Annotated in this window: 24 protein-coding genes; 12 read left to right on the top strand and 12 right to left on the bottom strand. The window is 47.6% G+C overall.

Going from position 1 to position 17871, the window contains the following annotated elements:
- Positions 1-14: 14 nt before the first annotated feature.
- Positions 15-830, top strand: coding sequence for a S1/P1 nuclease (locus LG272_RS02135; protein WP_404409333.1), 816 nt, complete (start codon positions 15-17; stop codon positions 828-830).
- Here LG272_RS02135 and LG272_RS02130 read toward each other — a convergent pair whose 3' ends face one another.
- From LG272_RS02130 to flgA, 3 genes are all read right to left on the bottom strand, one after another.
- Complete coding sequence (locus LG272_RS02130) at positions 831-1289, bottom strand: flagella synthesis protein FlgN (protein WP_126759848.1); 459 nt, start codon at positions 1287-1289, stop codon at positions 831-833.
- Between the two features lie 6 nt (positions 1290-1295).
- A complete protein-coding gene (flgM, locus tag LG272_RS02125) occupies positions 1296-1568 on the bottom strand; it encodes a flagellar biosynthesis anti-sigma factor FlgM (protein ID WP_126759847.1) in 273 nt (90 codons plus the stop codon).
- Between the two features lie 88 nt (positions 1569-1656).
- Positions 1657-2373, bottom strand: a complete 717-nt coding sequence (gene flgA, locus LG272_RS02120) for a flagellar basal body P-ring formation chaperone FlgA (RefSeq protein WP_126759846.1) — start codon at positions 2371-2373, stop codon at positions 1657-1659.
- A gap of 155 nt (positions 2374-2528) precedes the next feature.
- Between flgA and flgB the strand changes: the two genes are divergently transcribed.
- From flgB to flgL, 11 genes are read left to right on the top strand one after another with little or no spacing between them, the layout of a single operon-like run.
- A complete protein-coding gene (gene flgB, locus LG272_RS02115; protein ID WP_126759845.1) occupies positions 2529-2933 on the top strand; it encodes a flagellar basal body rod protein FlgB in 405 nt (134 codons plus the stop codon).
- Between the two features lie 12 nt (positions 2934-2945).
- The gene (flgC, locus tag LG272_RS02110; RefSeq protein WP_126759844.1) at positions 2946-3350 is read left to right on the top strand and encodes a flagellar basal body rod protein FlgC; all 405 of its coding nucleotides are present in this window, start codon (positions 2946-2948) and stop codon (positions 3348-3350) included.
- A 10-nt stretch (positions 3351-3360) separates the two neighbouring features.
- A complete protein-coding gene (locus tag LG272_RS02105; RefSeq protein WP_126759843.1) occupies positions 3361-4038 on the top strand; it encodes a flagellar hook assembly protein FlgD in 678 nt (225 codons plus the stop codon).
- A gap of 11 nt (positions 4039-4049) precedes the next feature.
- Positions 4050-5234: a flagellar hook protein FlgE gene (gene flgE / locus LG272_RS02100; protein WP_404409330.1), complete on the top strand. Its 1185-nt coding sequence runs from the start codon at positions 4050-4052 to the stop codon at positions 5232-5234.
- 27 nt (positions 5235-5261) lie between these two features.
- Entirely contained in the window at positions 5262-6005 is a 744-nt protein-coding gene (gene flgF / locus LG272_RS02095; RefSeq protein ID WP_126759841.1) for a flagellar basal-body rod protein FlgF, read from the top strand.
- Positions 6006-6029: 24 nt separating this feature from the next.
- Positions 6030-6812 (top strand): flagellar basal-body rod protein FlgG, encoded by a 783-nt coding sequence (gene flgG, locus LG272_RS02090; protein ID WP_156267994.1) that lies wholly within the window; start codon positions 6030-6032, stop codon positions 6810-6812.
- A gap of 20 nt (positions 6813-6832) precedes the next feature.
- Entirely contained in the window at positions 6833-7495 is a 663-nt protein-coding gene (locus tag LG272_RS02085) for a flagellar basal body L-ring protein FlgH (protein ID WP_404409327.1), read from the top strand.
- A gap of 13 nt (positions 7496-7508) precedes the next feature.
- Entirely contained in the window at positions 7509-8603 is a 1095-nt protein-coding gene (locus tag LG272_RS02080; RefSeq protein ID WP_126759838.1) for a flagellar basal body P-ring protein FlgI, read from the top strand.
- Positions 8603-8917, top strand: a complete 315-nt coding sequence (locus LG272_RS02075) for a rod-binding protein (protein ID WP_404409325.1) — start codon at positions 8603-8605, stop codon at positions 8915-8917. The genes LG272_RS02080 and LG272_RS02075 overlap by 1 nt, the downstream gene beginning before the upstream one ends.
- Positions 8918-8968: 51 nt before the next feature.
- Complete coding sequence (gene flgK, locus LG272_RS02070; RefSeq protein ID WP_404409323.1) at positions 8969-10573, top strand: flagellar hook-associated protein FlgK; 1605 nt, start codon at positions 8969-8971, stop codon at positions 10571-10573.
- 23 nt (positions 10574-10596) lie between these two features.
- Positions 10597-11793 carry a flagellar hook-associated protein FlgL gene (flgL, locus tag LG272_RS02065; RefSeq protein ID WP_404409321.1) on the top strand — a complete coding sequence of 399 codons (1197 nt, stop codon included), beginning with the start codon at positions 10597-10599 and terminating at the stop codon, positions 11791-11793.
- 121 nt (positions 11794-11914) lie between these two features.
- Here flgL and fliR read toward each other — a convergent pair whose 3' ends face one another.
- The 9 genes from fliR to fliJ are packed head-to-tail and all read right to left on the bottom strand — an operon-like array spanning position 11915 to position 17869.
- Positions 11915-12694: a flagellar biosynthetic protein FliR gene (gene fliR, locus LG272_RS02060; protein WP_126759834.1), complete on the bottom strand. Its 780-nt coding sequence runs from the start codon at positions 12692-12694 to the stop codon at positions 11915-11917.
- A gap of 11 nt (positions 12695-12705) precedes the next feature.
- Positions 12706-12975 (bottom strand): flagellar biosynthesis protein FliQ, encoded by a 270-nt coding sequence (gene fliQ, locus LG272_RS02055; RefSeq protein WP_055439886.1) that lies wholly within the window; start codon positions 12973-12975, stop codon positions 12706-12708.
- 9 nt (positions 12976-12984) lie between these two features.
- Positions 12985-13728 (bottom strand): flagellar type III secretion system pore protein FliP, encoded by a 744-nt coding sequence (gene fliP / locus LG272_RS02050; protein ID WP_126759833.1) that lies wholly within the window; start codon positions 13726-13728, stop codon positions 12985-12987.
- The gene (gene fliO, locus LG272_RS02045; RefSeq protein ID WP_198678586.1) at positions 13728-14087 is read right to left on the bottom strand and encodes a flagellar biosynthetic protein FliO; all 360 of its coding nucleotides are present in this window, start codon (positions 14085-14087) and stop codon (positions 13728-13730) included. The genes fliP and fliO overlap by 1 nt, the downstream gene beginning before the upstream one ends.
- 8 nt (positions 14088-14095) lie before the next feature.
- A complete protein-coding gene (gene fliN, locus LG272_RS02040; protein ID WP_126759831.1) occupies positions 14096-14500 on the bottom strand; it encodes a flagellar motor switch protein FliN in 405 nt (134 codons plus the stop codon).
- The gene (gene fliM / locus LG272_RS02035; RefSeq protein WP_126759830.1) at positions 14490-15608 is read right to left on the bottom strand and encodes a flagellar motor switch protein FliM; all 1119 of its coding nucleotides are present in this window, start codon (positions 15606-15608) and stop codon (positions 14490-14492) included. Before fliM ends, fliN begins: the two co-directional genes overlap by 11 nt.
- A 43-nt stretch (positions 15609-15651) precedes the next feature.
- Positions 15652-16143 (bottom strand): flagellar basal body-associated protein FliL, encoded by a 492-nt coding sequence (gene fliL, locus LG272_RS02030; protein WP_404409317.1) that lies wholly within the window; start codon positions 16141-16143, stop codon positions 15652-15654.
- 33 nt (positions 16144-16176) lie between these two features.
- Positions 16177-17406, bottom strand: a complete 1230-nt coding sequence (locus tag LG272_RS02025; protein WP_404409315.1) for a flagellar hook-length control protein FliK — start codon at positions 17404-17406, stop codon at positions 16177-16179.
- A 16-nt stretch (positions 17407-17422) separates the two neighbouring features.
- Entirely contained in the window at positions 17423-17869 is a 447-nt protein-coding gene (gene fliJ / locus LG272_RS02020) for a flagellar export protein FliJ (protein ID WP_126759827.1), read from the bottom strand.
- Between the last annotated feature and the right edge of the window lie 2 nt (positions 17870-17871).

Below are 17871 nucleotides of genomic sequence, written 5' to 3'. Positions count from 1 at the left end.
GAAGCAACAAACTTATGATGTACTTCAAATTTTTTGGTGCAGTGATGGTCAGTGTATTCATTGCAGCGATGCCATCAACAGCAATGGCTTATGGCAAACATGGGCATAGCGCATTTTGCGAAGCGGCCTATCAGCTCGCCCAGCCACAAACTCGACAACATATAGATGCTCTTGTTGCACAACACTCGAACTACGACAATTTTGGTAGTTTCTGTAGCTGGGCTGATGACATCAAAAGTGATAAAAAATGGGATTGGGCAAAACCACACCACTATGTGAACTTTCCAAGATCGGCAGCCAAAGTGCGCGAAGATGATTGCCCAGTTCAAGGCGGCTGTATTCTAACTGCTATACAGCATCATTATGATGTGCTGAAGCACGACCCGGAAGATTGGCAAGCACTCGCGTTTTTGGCGCATTTTATCGGTGACTTGCATCAACCCATGCACGTTAGCTTCGCCGATGATTTAGGCGGTAACCGTGCACGTTTAACGTACTTTGATCAACCAACCAATTTACACCGTTTGTGGGATACTGACATGCTACTTCGTCGCGGTGGTGAAGATACTTTTGCTAAAGCGAAGCAACTTATTGATGGCTTAGTTGCAGAATCGCCAATAACAATCACTGGAGAAAAAACGTTAAAGTGGGCGAATGAATCAGCGGCGATTACCCGCCGTATCTATTCAAACTACCGTGAAGGCCAAGATTTGGGCGAAGATTACACCGCGCAATGGGAGCCGTTATTAGAGCAGCGCATGCAACAAGGTGCGCAGCGATTGGCTGCAATTTTGGATGGATTGTTCGCTAACAATAAAGCGGAAAAGTAATTAAGCTTTTGAATTTAGGCGCTGAGGCGTAGATTCTTGACTACCATCGGCGCCATACATTGCTGCGCTGCCCGAGCCAGCCGCATCACGAAGAATGTTGAGCATCTGCTGATTGTGATGCAAACGGTGTTGAATGAGTTCGCCATTGAGGCTATTCAGTTGCGCAATTCTTTGCGTACGCTCTAATAACTGTTGCCAAATATCAGTGCAACTCGCTTGCTCTGCCGCCTTTCTAGCGCCTGCGGCGTCATTACTAAACCCAAGTTTTTGCTGCGCTGCGCGACGCTTGCTTTCACTTGATTCGATGTTTTGTTGAATGACGTGTTTTTGTTCAGCTAACGATTTAAGTTTCTCGCCATCAATTTTCCCGTCGCCAAGTAGTCGCTGCTCCTGTTCAAGCAATGCTTGCAGTTGCCCTAAACGCTCAACTTGTTCGGTTAAATGTTGACGTAAACTCATAACGGCTTAAACACCATCAGTTAGGCTTTTCAATAATGCTTCGGCAATATTGTCGGTATTCATGTTCAGTTTCCCATCGCGAATCGCTTCGCGCAGTTCTTCAACGCGTGCCATGTTAACGTCCTGAGACGCATCTTGCGGCAGTTGACTCAAGTGGGTAACTACTTCGGCTTGTTTCGCCTCACCAGCGTTTGTTTTATCAGATTTTTGTGCCGCTTGTGAACGGCTAGACTCTGATTGGGTTACGCTGTTAGGTGGTTGATAACCATTGATTTTCACGGGAAATCCCTCGCTATTATTGGCGTTGCTAGTTCAGTTATCGGCACGAACGCCAATTTCTTTAAATTTATTTGCACAGTTTTAACAGTTACTGTGCTGGCTTTGCACGGCCGGCTGCGGTTATTTCCACACGCAATAATTGTTTGTTATTTAAACGAACACGAATTATATCACCAATTGAGCCAGTATCCATGGCCTCTCCCGTTCGCGTTATTTGAAAGCCGCTTCCCTTCGCCTCAATGATCAGCTCATCACCATAATTGACCACGTTTGGTCGAGTTAGGAGGTTCTCCTGCAGGACACTATGTCGGGTTAATGAGCGGCGCAATTGCTGCCCAACAACACGACTTATTTCTGCTGAAGTCGCCAGTAACGCGTGCCGTGGCAATTGACTTAAGTCACCCTGCTTTATCGTAATGTCTTGGCGCGACAAAGTATGGTTGCTAGCAAGATCTCGCGCTACCACCAAATACTCTCCAGTTACTGCAACATCAATTTGAACAAATAACGGGTTTTGTCGATTTGCATCGTTGCAACGTAGTTCGACCATTGTGCGTCCCGCTAGTCGTTGCGGTTCTCGGGTGAAACTTGCAGCCACGTTTTTGCAGTTTTCGAATGACTGTAAAGCAACGTCTGGCGTGATGAGGTGAAACGAATGTTTTGTTGTCGTTGGTGGCAAATGTTTTTGAACGAGATCGGCAATAGCTTGGTGCCAGAGTGTTTGCCCTGAAATAGAGGCGGCGAAAGAGGTTGTTGCCCACGCCAGCATGCACACAGATAAAGTGCTCCATAATCTGTTCGGCACGAACGCTCTCCTTCACATTAATAAACAACAGTTCGAATTATAGACAGTTCTATCAATTGGAATCTTCAGAATTGGGGGTAAAAAAACCGCTTATTCTTTGCTTTGCCTTTACACAAGTCGCAGTACTCTGCAACGTGAACAGGAGGGTCTGCACGATGATCGACAAGTTAACCAGTGCGTTGCAATTTCAACAACAGGCGTTGGCGTTGCGACAACAGCGACAAGAAACCTTGGCAGGCAATATTGCCAATGCGGACACGCCGAACTTTAAAGCGCGTGACTTTGATTTTTCGCAAGAGCTCAAGCGAGCGACAGCGCAGCAACACGGCGCGGTTAAATTAGCGACGACGCATGCAGGCCATTTACCTTTATCGTCGAGTACCAGCACGGTTGATATGCAGTACCGAGTACCAGCACAAAGTCGCTTGGATGGTAACACCGTCGATATGGATATGGAACGCACACAATTTTTAGATAACTCGATGCGTTACCAAGCAGATATTCAGTTTTTAGATGATCGCATTAGTGGCCTGCGTAAAGCCATGCAACCAGAACAATAAGGAAGCGAAATTATGGCGATCTTTTCAATCTTAGACATTTCCGGATCGGCACTAACCGCGCAATCGCAGCGCATGAATGTGGCGGCGAGCAATATGGCGAATGCTAATAGTGTGGCAGGTCCAGACGGACAACCCTACAAAGCCAAGCAAGTTGTTTTTGAGCAACAGTTGCAAGCTAGCGGCATTGGCGGTGTGAAAGTTAAAGAAGTGGTGGAATCAGAAGCACCAGCACGCCGTGAATATCAACCAGGTCATCCGCTTGCCGATGAGCAAGGGTATGTAACGATGCCAAACGTCGACCCTGTAGCTGAAATGGTCAATATGATTTCTGCCTCGCGGTCTTATCAAGCCAACGTTGAAGTGATGAACACCAGTAAAGATTTACTGATGCGTACACTCAGTATTGGAAAAGGCTAGGGAGTAAGTCATGAGTACTATTGATGCAAGTGTATTAAACCGTGTAAATCAAACTGCCAATAGCTCGCAAGTGGCTTCAGATAGCCAAGAAATGCGAGACAATTTTATGACGCTGTTGGTGACTCAGTTGCGCAATCAAGATCCATTGAACCCAATGGAAAATAACGAAATGACCTCGCAATTGGCACAAATTAACACCGTGAGTGGCATTGAATCTTTGAACGAGACCATGCAAACCATCAACGGGCAGATGGAAACCGCTAAATCAATGCAGGCGTCAGCGTTAATTGGTCGTGCTGTACTAGTGCCGGGTGAACGGATTTTGGTGGGTAATGAAGTTGATGGTAGCGCAACGCCATTCGGCATTGAGCTGAACGCGCCGGCGGAAAGCGTCAAAATTAATATTTACAACGCCAGTGGCATGCTGGTGCGGCGCATGGATATGGGCGAAGTCGGCTCGGGTCCACAATCATTTACATGGGACGGCAAAATGGACGATGGCACTTCAGCACCTGCCGGCTCATACAACTTTACTGTTGAAGCAACCAATGGTGACGAACCAGTCACGTCAGAGCGCTTCAACTATGCACAGGTTATCGCGGTAAGTATGACAGAAGAAGGTCCGCGATTAGATTTAGGCGGTATTTTAGAACCCGTTCGTCTTGAAGACATTCGGCAAATTATCTAAGGAGCTCGATCATGGGTTTTTCACAAGCATTATCAGGTTTACGTGCAGCGGCCACGAATCTCGATGTCGTTAGTAACAACATTGCGAACTCACAGGTTGTTGGTTTCAAGAGCGCCCGCGCTCAGTTCGCAGATATCTATGCCAATGCTCAAGTTGGTTTGGGTACTCGCGTTGCCGGTGTCTTTCAAGATTTCAGCGAAGGCAATATTGAAACCACCAATCGCAGTATGGATTTAGCTATTAGCGGTAAAGGTTTCTTCCGCTTTGAGCAACAAGGGCAAGTGCAGTATTCACGGAATGGCCAATTAAGTATTGATAAGAATGGTTATATCGTAAATGCACAGGGCGCTCAGCTTACGGGTTACCCGCAAGGTGCAGACTTCGGTGGTCAACCTGAGGTTTTACGTGTACCACCTGGTGGCATTCCAGCGATGGCATCAACCGAGCTTGATGGTGTTTTTAACTTAGACACCAGCACAGCCCTTGTCGACCGCGGGACGGTGCCTTTTGATACAACGAACCCAGATAGCTACTCCTATGCCAATTCCGTGACCTTGTATGACTCGTTAGGTAACGCTCATCCAAGCATGATGTATTTCACGAAAACTGCCGATAACCAGTGGGAAGTACGGATGTCTCGCGGCGACGAGGTTGCGCCAGAAGTTGGGCAACTTACCTTCGATGCGAATGGCCTACTGACTGGTGCTACTGGCATGGATGGCTTCACATTTGTGCCAGGTGAAGGTGCGGCTGATATGTCCATAGCTATGGACGTTACCGGCACAACCCAGTTCGCCAATGAGTTCGAGCTCACATCAATGGAGCAGAACGGCTATATGTCAGGCACGCTAATGCAAGTTGCGGTTTCTGAAAATGGTGACCTCATTGGTACCTATTCAAATGAGCAACAAGTTGTTTTGGGAACCATTGCATTGGCTAATTTCAAAAGCCTTGAGAGCATGAAATCAGTAGGCGGTAATGCTTGGATTGAAACCAAAGGCTCAGGCGTTCCAATTTTATCAGTACCTGGCGAAGGCCAATTTGGTTCGATAATGGCAGGTGCAGTAGAGGCTTCAAACGTTGATTTAACTCAAGAGTTAGTATCGATGATTATTGCTCAGCGTAATTATCAAGCAAACGCACAGAGCATTAAAGCTCAGGATGAAGCGTTGCAAACCACGATGCAGTTGAAGTAATTCAAAGCTAACTAAAGAGGCTTAGTGATGGATGCCATTTTATACACGGCCATGAATGGGGCGCGCCAGACTCTTGATGAACAGTCGGTGGTCACGAATAACTTGAGTAATGCATCAACGACCGGTTTTCGGGCGCAGCTTGCTGCAGCCCGAGCTGTCCCGGTAAATGGTGCTGGCGCATTAGATACGCGGGTGGCGGCAGTCACCACGACTGGGTTATTCGATACCTCAGGGGGCGCTATTCAGACAACGGAGCGTGATTTAGATGTGGCACTCGATCAAGCCAACTGGTTAGCAGTGCAAACGCCGGATGGCGAAGCTTACACCAAACGTGGTGATTTGCAGGTTGATGCTAATGGTCAACTTAAAGTAAATGGCATGCCGGTTTTAGGTGATGGCGGACCTATATTGTTGCCGCTTGGCACACAAGTCTCCATAGGTAATGACGGTACGATTAGCGGCATCGGCATGGGCGGTGATGCCAACGAATTAGTACCTTTAGATCGGCTTAAATTGGTGCGTGTTGATCAGCCAAACCAGCTGCAACGCAGTGATGATGGCTGGTTTCGTACACCAGTTGGCGCGGCATTACAGCGCGACGAAAATGCACAGTTGGTTTCTGGCGCGCTAGAGGGTAGCAACGTCAATACCATTGAAGCGATGGTGGCAATGATTGATACCCAGCGTCGTTATGATCTGAACATGAGTGTGATTTCAACGGCCGATGAAACAGCGCAACAGGCCAATAGCCTGCTCTCGGTGAAAGGCTAAGCACCGCTTAAGTGGAGAAAGATTATGATTAAAGCGTTATGGACAGCCAAAACAGGTTTAACCGCACAGCAACAACAGCTGGACGTGATCACCAATAACTTGGCAAACGTGAATACCTCGGGTTTCAAACGCTCGCGGGCGGTTTTTGAGGACTTGTTATACCAAAACATGCGTCAGCCAGGCGCCATGAACAATGCGCAAGACAGTTTGCCATCCGGTTTACAGGTTGGTACGGGTGTGCGCGCCGTGGCAACTGAACGATTGCACACGCAGGGTAGTTTAAACAATACCGAGAACTCGCGTGATTTAGCAATTAGCGGTAAGGGTTATTTTCAAGTATTGATGCCGGACGGCTCTGTTGCTTACACCCGCGACGGGAGCTTTCAGGTAAATCAAGATGGCCAAATGGTTACCGCCAACGGTTTTCCATTAGAGCCTGCGATTTTTCTGCCGGCAAACGCGATGAGCGTGACAATTGGTCAAGACGGTATTGTTACTGTGACCCAACCTGGCAATACGCAAAACATGCAAGTAGGACAAATTACGCTTGCTATGTTTATGAACGACGCTGGCCTAGAAGCCCGTGGCGGTAACTTGTATGTGGAAACACAAGCCTCAGGTGCACCAACGGAATCACTGCCAGGTATGAATGGAGCGGGCACCTTATTTCAAGGTTTTGTTGAAGCTTCCAACGTGAACGTGGTGGAAGAAATGGTCAACATGATTCAAACCCAGCGTGCATATGAAATAAATAGTCGTGCAATTTCTAGCAGTGACGAAATGCTGGCGCGTTTAAGTCAGCTGTAATGAGACGAGGTAGACGGGTGATGCGCGCGGCAAAGGTTATAGCAGGTGGTATCGTGTTGGCGGGCTGTAGCAGTTCTCCACCGGAACCGGTAGTGGTTGAACCTTATGACCCGGTAGTGATTCCGAAAAACGCAGAAGCGGTTCCAAATGGTTCCATTTATCAGGCGCAAAATGGCTATATACCGTTATTCGAAGATCAGCGGCCACGTCGCTCTGGCGACATTATTACCATCGTGCTTGAAGAACAAGTGAGTGCAACCAAAAACGCCTCATCACAGTCGTCACGTGCCAGTAATATCGGTATGGATCTCGAAGGCTTACCGGATGCCTTAGAGGAGCTCGCTGAGTATGGATTTAATATTGGTAGCGCAAACGATTTTACCGGTTCAGGCGGTAGCAGTGCCTCAAACCAATTTTCCGGCATTATCACCGTTCAAGTAATGCATGTATTACCGAACGGCAATCTGCATGTTCGCGGTGAAAAGCAAATCGCGATTAACCAAGGCACCGAATACATTCGCTTTTCTGGTGTCGTTAATCCGCGCAGCATTAATGGCCAAAACAGTGTTCTTTCGAGTGCGGTCGCAGAGGCTCGCCTTGAGTACATTGGTGATGGATATATCAACCAAGCGCAGAAGCAGGGTTGGTTACAGCGCTTTTTTAACTATATTGCGCCGTTTTAAGTAGGGGTTTCATATGTTGCGACAGTTTATTGTGCTCATCGCATTAGCGACTATCTCGATGGGTAACGCGCAGGCAGAGCGCATTAAAGATCTTGCAGATTTTGCCGGAGTGCGAAGCAACAGCTTAGTTGGTTATGGCTTGGTTGTCGGTCTTGATGGCTCAGGTGACCAGACCATGCAGGCGCCATTTACTGGGCAAAGTATGACCAATATGCTAGCGCAGTTGGGTGTGACGATTCCGCCCGGTACGAATATGCAATTACGCAATGTGGCTGCGGTTATGGTTACCGCAACCTTGCCCGCCTTTGCCCGCCCTGGGCAACAATTAGATGTGGTGGTTTCTTCCATAGGTAACGCTCGAAGCTTACGCGGAGGCACTTTATTAATGACGCCACTGAAAGGTGCTGATGGTCAAGTGTATGCCTTGGCGCAAGGTAACTTATTGATTAACGGTGCTAGTGCAGAATCACAAGGTTCATCGGCAGTTATTAATCAGCAAGCTGGCGGCCGCATTACTGATGGCGCCACCGTTGAACGTGAAGTTGCGCTCGATTTGGGGCGCGTGAATTTGCAGTTGAATTTAAAAGAAGCGGACTTTACCACAGCACTCAACATGGTTGACCGAATCAATAATGAGTTTGGATACTCAGTTGCAAATGCAATCGATGGCGGCTCAATTGAACTACAAAGCCCGCAGAATGCGAACGACCGCGTGCGGTTCATGGCTCGTGTTGAAAATATTGATGTGCAACCGGCGGCAGCCGATCCGCGCGTGGTACTTAATTCGCGCACCGGCTCGGTCGTATTAAGTGGCCCTGTAACCCTACGCCAGGCTGCGGTTGCTCACGGTAACTTGTCGGTCACCATTGCGCGCCGTCCATTTGTCAGCCAGCCACCTGCGCTTAGTGGCGGCGAGACAATTACGGGTGAAACTGCCGATATTGCGATTGAGCAAGAGGAAGGTTCGTTGCAAATGGTTGAAGGCGTGGAGTTAATGGAAGTAGTGCAAGCTCTAAATAGCCTAGGTGCCACACCGAGCGACCTCATGGCAATTCTGCAAGCGCTGCAAGCGTCTGGTGCGCTACGCGCTGAATTGGAGATTATTTAATGGCAAACTCAGTCGCTTCAGCAGGTTTAGCGATAGACGTGCAGCAACTCAGTCAGTTAAAGAAGCAAAGTCATGCGCAGCCGGAGCAAGCGGCAGCTGAGGCGGCGCGACAGTTTGAAGCGCTATTTATTCAACAAATGATGAAATCGATGCGCGAAGCCGGCGGTGAATCAGAACTGTTTAATAGCTCGGCGATGCGTAACTACACCGATATGTTTGACCAACAATTAGCCACAGAGGTTGCTGGTAAAGGTATTGGCCTTGCGGAACAACTATTACAGCAATTGCAGCAACAGCAAGGCAAAAAACCATAAAGTTATGCGTGCTAGTGCCGATAAGTAAGGTAGTAGCATTAGGGAGCAAGCATGAGTATCTTTTCAATTGGCCTAAGTGGTTTACGCGCGGCTCAAACTGGGTTGTATGCCACTAGTGGCAACATCAGTAACGTGAATACTCCGGGTTACAATCGCGAGATTGTACAACTAGGTGAAAATCGCACAAACGGTGTATTAGTCAACGGTGTTGAACGTCAATTTAATCAATTTGTTGCCACGCGATTGAATGCTTCTAGTGGCTCGTTAGCATCGCTTGAAACTTACTATAGTCAGGTGCGCCAAATTGATAACTTGTTGTCAGATGAGCGCTCAGGCTTAGCGCCGGTTATGCAAGAATTCTTTAATGCGCTTGGCCAAATGAACAGTAGTCCTTCTGATCCAGCGGCTCGCGCTGGGGTATTAGGAACAGCCAATACGTTAGTCGGTCAGTTCAAATCATTCGATAATTACCTCGAGGACATTGAAAGCAGCGTCAACGCCGAGATGAAGTTTGAGGTGGATACGATTAATGCACTTACTGGGCAAATCAGCTCCCTCAATAAAGAAATTTTGATTGCTCGGTCAGGCACAGGTGAGGCGCCCAACAGCTTGTTGAACCAACGTGACAAGTTAGTGCATGACTTATCGCAACGGATTGATGTGCGAGTTCACGAACAGAAATCAGGTTCGTATACGGTGTCGTTGAATAATGGCTCACCTTTAGTGTCGGGCGATACCGCTTACCAACTATCAGCGTTGACCGACAATGGCGACCCAACGCGCACAGCGATCTTCTATAACGACGTTGCCGGCAATCAAATTCAGTTGAAAGAATCGACCTTTAATCGAGGCAGCTTAAGCGGCTTGATGGAATTTCGATCAAAAAGCTTAGACACCATGCGCAACCAGCTAGGACAGATGGTTCGTGTGTTTACTGACGCATTCAATCAACAGCATCAAGCTGGAGTTGATTTAAACCAAGACCCGGGTCAGGCAATGTTTGACGCAGGTAACGCGGTTGCCTACAGCAATGCTCGTAATACCGGTAATGGTACTGCCGCCGTACAAATTAGCGATTCGACGGAGTTACTTGCTGCCGATTACGATATCAGATTGACCGATACCGGTTATGAAGTTCGTCGTTTGGATAACGGTAAGATAGTGAACGCGGCCTTTGATGGTGCAACCGGGACGCTAACGTTTAATGGTTTAGAGATCACCATGACGGGTACCGTAGAGCCGGGTGACAGCTTCCGAGTTCGGCCATTAGTAAATCAAGCACAGAGTTTTGAATTATTGCTCAATGAAGGTTCACAACTTGCAGCGGCTCAATCAACGGCTAGCGGTGACAACCGTAATGGTTTGGCCATGCTCGATTTGCAGAATCAGTTGCTCGTGGAAGGTAAGGGTACATTCAACCAAGCATACGGCACGATGGTGAGCACCTTAGGTAACCAAATTAATGTCGTGCAGGCGAACTTAGCGGCTCAAGAAGGGTTAACTGAACAATTAACCTCATTACAGCAGTCGGAATCGGGCGTAAACCTTGATGAAGAGGCGGCTAACCTTATCCGCTATCAACAATTCTACCAAGCCAATGCCAAAGTGATTGAGACCGGTTCAACCATTCTCGATACCATTTTACAGTTGCGCTAAGCGAACAACGCGGAGTTTAAATCATGCGAATCAGTACTCTCACCATGTATAACCAAAGCGTGTCATCGATGAATCGGCAACAAACCGATTTTATGAAAATAGGTCAACAAATTGCCAGTGGTAAGCGTATTGTGAACATTTCTGATGATCCGCAGGCAATGACGCAAGCAATTAACATTGGGCAGTCGAAAGCGGTATCGAGTCAGTTTAGCGACGCGCGCGTTGGCGTCCGTAATGCGTTATCGCAAGAAGAAAGCGTATTGAATACAGTGAACGATATATATTCACGCGCCAAGACCCTGATGGTTCAGGCGTCCAGCGATACCTTATCTGATGCTGACCGAGCTTCGGTTGCCAGTGAGATACGTGGGTTGTACGAATCATTGATTGGCTTAGGCAATACACGCGACGGTAACGGCCGCTATTTATTTGGTGGCTATCAAGATGATACCGCACCGTTTGTTCGTGATGTGAATGGTAACGTCAACTATGTTGGTAATCCCGATGTGCGCGAACAACAAGTTGATGGTGATCGTCGGATGGCGGTCGGTCACTCAGGCGACAAAATTTTCCGTTCGGTGCATAGCAGCGCGGGCTACTTAGCTGACGCGGGATTAACCAATCAGGGAACAATGCAATTTAACGGTATTAATATCGTTGATTCGAATCATCCTGATTTCGGTCAAGCCTATGATATTGAGTTTGCCGATAATGCTGGGCAAATGCAGTACCGCGTGAATGGCGGTGCATGGACCGACTACAATGATCCAACAACAATTACGTTAGGTGGCGTTGAAGTTGAGTTGGAAGGTGCCCCAGCTACCGGCGATACATTGCGTGTGGCGCGTGGTCAAGATAACAACATGGATATCTTTCGGACATTTGAGAAAGCACTTTCAGTACTTGATAATGCTGCGAACACAGATGCTGAAAAAGCGCAGCGAGTGAATACATTACGTACCGCAATGCGTGAATTCGATAACGGCATGGACAATGTGTTAGCCACCCGCGCCGAAGTTGGTGCACGGTTGAACGAGCTTGATGCGCTGGACACTATTGGTGGTAATCGCACATTAGCCTACGAACAAGCATTATCTGATCTAGTTGATTTGGATTATGTTGAAGCGGCATCGCAGTATAGTGTGCGGATGGTTGGTTTGCAGGCGGCACAGAAGGCGTTTGTAGACATGAAAGATATGAGTCTGTTTAAGTTCCTTTAAACGCAACGACGATATTAGCCGTTAGATATTAGATATTAGAGCGGTTGTTTTGGGCTTTTCCCAATATCTAATATCCAATATCCAATATCTAATATCCAATAGCTAATATCGTAGTTGCCCTTTACATCGCGAGGAGGACTTGTTCGACCATGTCGAGGCCTAGACGGAATAGGCGCTGCAAGTAACCTCCGAGCTCTGTTGTTAGTACGGTCATCAAGACCAGTCCAAGCGTCAGCGACATGGGGAAACCGACTGAGAATACAGTAAGTTGTGGAGCTGAGCGGTTCAAGATGCCGAGAGTCAGGTTCACAATAAGTAACGCACCGAAAACAGGTAACGCCAGTAAAATCCCCGAGCTAAATACGACTAGACCAAAGCGCGCGACTTGTTCGAATGCGCCTGCATTCAAACCGAGTGTACCTATCGGTAAAAACTCAAATGAACGCGCTAAAATTTCTAGCATGATCAAGTGCCCATCAATAGCCAGAAACATCAGGATAGCGAAGGTATAGAACACACGCGACAAAATCATTGTGTTCGCGCCGCTGTCGGGCGAAAAGAAGGTAGCGAAGGCAAGACCCATCTGTAAGCCAATGTACTCACCGGCAGCTTGTACGGCGGCGAAAACAACTTGAACAACAAGCCCGATAGTCACCCCAATGATGATTTGCTCAACAATAATGCCAAAGCTGGCCCATGAGAATAGCGGGATATCCGGTAATGGCGGCAGAACTGGCGCGATAATGACACTGAATATGAGAGCTAGCCCCAGTTTTACCTGATTTGGAATGCTGGAATGGCTGAATACAGGCGCAATCAGTAATAACCCCGTAAAACGACAGAATGGCCATAAGAATAAGCTAATCCATTCTTGAAGTTGCGCGAAGGTGACCGTAATCATGCGCGACTCCGTTATTGAATCATGGACGGAATATTGGTGAATAACCGCGTGGTGAAATCAATAATAAGCTGAAGCAGATAAGGGCCAATAAGCACGAGTACCGCAAGTACACCAAGAATTTTCGGAATAAAACTTAAGGTCATCTCGTTAATTTGCGTGGCGGCTTGAAACAAACTAATCAACAAACCGAGTAGCAGAGCTGTGAGCAACAAAGGCCCAGCTAAATAGACACAAAGCAACATGGCTTGGTAGGCAATTGTCATGACTGTTTCAGGTGTCATTGTTGCCCCCTACACATAAAAGCTGGCCGCAAGCGAGCCAATCAGTAACTGCCAGCCATCCACCAGAACAAACAGCATGAGTTTAAATGGCAATGAAATGGTTGCCGGTGGAACCATCATCATACCGAGCGCCATAAGCACACTGGCCACAACTAAATCGATAATCAAAAACGGAATAAAAATTGTAAAACCGATTTGGAATGCCGTTTTAAGTTCACTGGTTACAAATGAAGGTACAAGTACGTGAAATGGCACTTCTTGGGGCGAAGCTATGGGACCAACGTCAGCGAGATTTGCGAATAATGCCAAATCAGGCTCACGAGTTTGTGCGAGCATAAATTCACGTAGTGGGCCAGACGCGAGTTCTAAAAACTGCGGGAAGTCGATATTGTCTTGACTAAATGGCAACCAGGCAATGTCATAAATTTGGTTGAAAACCGGTGCCATGATGAAGAATGTCAGAAATAACGCTAGCCCCAGCAATACCTGATTAGGCGGTGCTGACTGAGTACCCATTGCGGTTCTTAATAAACCAAATACGATGATAAGTCGCACGAAGCAAGTCATCATAAGCACAACAGCGGGTAAAAATGTCAGGCTGGTTAAAAAGAGTAAGGTTTGGAGTGATAATGACCATTGCTGACCGCCATTTTCAGTTGGCTCCACTAAAACACCAGGAATAGACTGGGCGAGTGTTTCAACAGGCAACCAAAAGACACCAACAGCGATGATGATAAGCCAAATACGACGCATTATTTTGCCTCTTTGGATGGCGCCGAGGCGTTTTTATTGAGAGCTTGTTGCAACCGCGCGGCGAAGCCATTTAGCTGAGCCTCTGGGCGTTCTTGAGCAGGCATTTCATGGAGCTTGCTCACCTTGCCTGATGCCACCCCTAATACCAACCATGTATTGTTGATTTCGACAATAACGACGCGCTCGCGCTGGCCGACGGCAACAGAGCCGACGACATTGAGCAGTTTCGAGTGGCCTAAAGAGGTGCCATTCATTTTGCGGAATAACCAGGCGCACAGCAGAATAATGCCAATGATTAGAATCAGCACCAATGTTACTTGGCCGAGGAGTGCGAGGCCGCTGTCCACTTCTACTGCCATTGGTTCGTTCATCGGTTTAGCTTTTGTACACGTTCGGACGGCGTCACAATCTCGGTGATCCGAATACCGTATTTATCATCTAAAACAACCACTTCGCCTTGAGCTATTAAATAGCCATTAATCAGGATGTCCATTGGCTCACCGGCTAAGCCATCAAGTTCCACCACGGAGCCTTGTGCTAATTCGAGTAGCTGTTTAATGGTAATGCGGGTACGGCCTAATTCCACACTCAACTTCACCGGAATATCCATGATGATATCCAGTTCATTCATTGAGCTTGATTGAACGGAATTTTCTAGTGGTTTAAATACACTATTCGCATTTTCATCTGGGGCAGCGTCAGCGTTCTCTTCCAGCGCATCAGCCCACGGGTCTTGCTCGTTATCAGGATTTAATTTGTCTTTATTCGTCATCAGAGGACTCCTTGGCACGCAACGGGGTAAAAACACCGCCTTTATTTCGTTCACGCAGAAGTGACTGCGGGTATCGATGATTTTCGAGTAATCGCTTCACTTTGAGCGCACGATTGTCGTTGAGACTGCCAAACTCACATTCCATGATTGGCAAGGCATTCACTGTTGCAGTGACGGTTTCGGGTAGCTCAATTGGGAGGACATCGCCAGGTTTCAGTGACATGACCTGCGGAATTCGCATTGGAATATCAACAAAATTAGCAATGAGCTCGACACTTGATGCCTGTAGTTCATGTGTGATGCGTTGGCGCCATGCTTTGTCGTTACTATTTCCGCCGATATCGGCGCGTAAGTTGGTGAGCTTGTCACGCAACGGCTCAACCATGGCGTATGGCATACAAATTTTAAAATTACTATCGAGGTTACCAACTTCGAGGTGAAATGTAGTCGTTACGACGATTTCACTTGGCGAGCTGGTGATTGCCGCAAATTTAGGCTGCATTTCAGAGCGAATGTAGCTGATTTCTAGCGGGTGGACAGCACGCCACGACTCTTGGTAGGCATCGATCGCCAAATTAAGAACACGATTGATGATTCGTTGTTCAGTACCGGTAAATTCTCGCGCTTCGTTGCGGGTCATAAAACGACCATCGCCGCCAAATAAATTCTCGACAATCATCGATACAAGCGCGTGCGGGAACACAACAAGTGCGCTGCCGCGCAACGGCTTCATTGAGATAATGTTTAAATTGGTCGGTGTTGGCGTCGCGTCAGCAAAATCGCTAAAGCGTTGGTATTTTACCGACTCAACCGAAATGTCAGCGTTACGGCGCAACAAGTTAAACAGGTTCATGCGAAATTGACGTGCGAAGCGCTCGTTAATGACCTCTAGGGTATGTAAGCGCTCACGTACAATACGCGCTTGTGATCCCGGATCAAACGGCTGTTGTTTCACCTTACGCTTGGGTTTTGGTGTCAATACATCGACGCCAGCATCATGGCTAAGAGGAGCCGTAGTCTGGTCATCAGCATCAACATCATCCTCGGGAGCGATACCCGCCAATAATGCATCAAGCTCTTCTTGTGACAGTTGGTGTCCGTTACTCATGTGTTCTCTTTAGTTTATGCTTATTCACGCCGTATTTTCATGCTTACTGAACAATGAATTCGGTAAACAAGACGTCGTTTATAGCGAGCTCTTCGTCACCTTGATAAGGTGCGCTGAGTGAATCCATAATGCTTTTCGCGAGCACTTTCTTGCCTTCTGATTGCGCGATGCTCTCGGCTTCTTGACCTGATAACAACACTAACAAGCGATTACGAACTTGCGGCATATTTTTCATGAGTGTTGCTTTAACTTTCTCGCTTGGCACTTCTAATGTCAGCCCTGCATATAATAAGCGCGGACCAAACTGATCACTCTGCAAATTCACCGTAAATGGCGAAATGTTCACAAATACTGGGTCGGTTGGTTCTGGCTCTGCTTGAACTGCGCCGATGGCAGAAGCTGCCGCCAAGTTACGCGTATCCCATAGTAAATAGGTGTTGAGACCAATTAGCACCAACACTAAAATCAAAATGATCAGCATAATTGGCGAATTACTGTTGCCAGGTGCTGCTTGAGAGTCATTTTTGCGCGCCATTTTCTTATCCTTTAATTTTTACCAACGTACTCATTAAGCAAACGTATCAACTTGACCGTTATGAGCGGCGGCAGTATGCCGAGAATTTGAGCCCATGTCAGTATTCTCGGCCGATTCTGAATTTTCTACAGTGCTTTCGTTGGTATTTTGTCCATTATTTTGCGAATTTGCTGCCCATTGTTGTGCTTGCTGGCGAGCCTGCTGTTGCGCAAATTGCTGTCCTTGATCGCTCACTTGCGATTCACCCAATTGAATGCCTTGGTTAGCAAGTGCATCACGCAAGGTCGACATAGCTTGTTCTAGCGCGCCACGAACCTGTTGGCTGTGCGTCAAAATATTTAACTGTGCCGTGTTGTCATCCATGCGCAACTGAACTTGTAGCGGGCCAAGTTCTGCTGGATGCAAGCGTAAAGTCATTTCATTTTGATTATGCATGACCATTTGCATCACGTTTTGCTGTAATTGGTTCGCCCAAGCTTGGCTACCGACCGGTGCTGTAAGTGACGCCGTCGCTGCTGTTGTGCTTGGTGTTGTCGGTGCCGTTTGGGCTGATTGCACTGATTGAGCAACCGGTGCTTCAACCATGACGACGCTTGCGCTCATCGTCGAAACCGGTGCTTGAACGGTGCGAGTGGTTTCTAGTTGAGTGGTCGGTTTAACTGAATTCAACTCAGTTGTCAGCGGCGCACTTGAGCCACGGATGTCAGGTTTTGCCTGTTCAGGTTCAGGTGTAGCGACAGGAACAGACGCGGCTAATTGCTCGACAGGTTTTGTCGACACTGCATTATTACTGACAGGGGCGGAGGCAGTCGTTGTACTTGGTTCATCAGTGATGACCGGCGATATCTGGTTGGTTGCTACCGGTTGGCGTTGCGGTTGAGCTGCGCTAACAGCATTCGCAACAACGGCCTGCACAGATGGCTTGTTCGCAACCGACTGGGCTGATTGAGGCTGTTGCAAAGCTTGTTGCTGTTGTAGCTGCGCTAAAATCTGAGCAATGGCTTCGGGATTCAACTCGGCCTGCTCTAGTAACTGCTCTTGCTCACTTGGCTTTAAATTGTTGGCCAATTGCTGAAGCTGAGCTTCTGTTGTTGTGGCGTCGAATGAGTAGGTATTTACCCCAGATTGTGAGCCGGAGTGGTTCGACAGCGCGGCAAAAAGCGCAGCAAAGCCTGAGATCGGTGCTTGTGTATCTGTCGATGCAGCAGCGCCTTTGGTGCTGGCTGGTGTAGTCGTCATTAAATTATTGAAATTAACCATCATACTCACCTTTTTTCTCCTAACGCAGCCCACGCTGACGCATGTACATGGCTAACGACAGCTCATCAGCGAGCTTCTGTTCGTGTTTCATGGCTACTTTAACTTCGGCTGCCTGCTTGCGGTCAGCTAAGGTTTCATAAGATGCCAATTTACGTTGTTTGGTCTGCCAAAATTGTTGGCTTTTATCTACTTTTGTTTCTTGATCGACTAACGCATTTTGAGCCCGCGCGACGGCGCTATCTAAACTCGCTAAAAACTGACGATAGTTGCTTAGTAAATGGCTCGCGATACCGTTTTGCATCTGTTGATGAAGCTGCACCGCATAATCGTTTCGATATTGTTGTAACGTTTGTAACTGTTGCGCAATTTTGTGTTTGTTTTGGCGTTCTTCTGCCAATAATTTGGCTGCCTCATTGCGTGCTTTCTCAGCTTGCTCAGTCAAGTGGGCTAAAACAAATCCATTCATGC

Origin of the sequence: Pseudidiomarina marina, from assembly GCF_044807045.1 — a bacterium.
Classification (GTDB): Bacteria; Pseudomonadota; Gammaproteobacteria; order Enterobacterales; family Alteromonadaceae; genus Pseudidiomarina; species Pseudidiomarina marina.
Note: the sequence above shows the minus strand (reverse complement) of the source record. Positions and strands in the feature narration are given on the sequence as shown.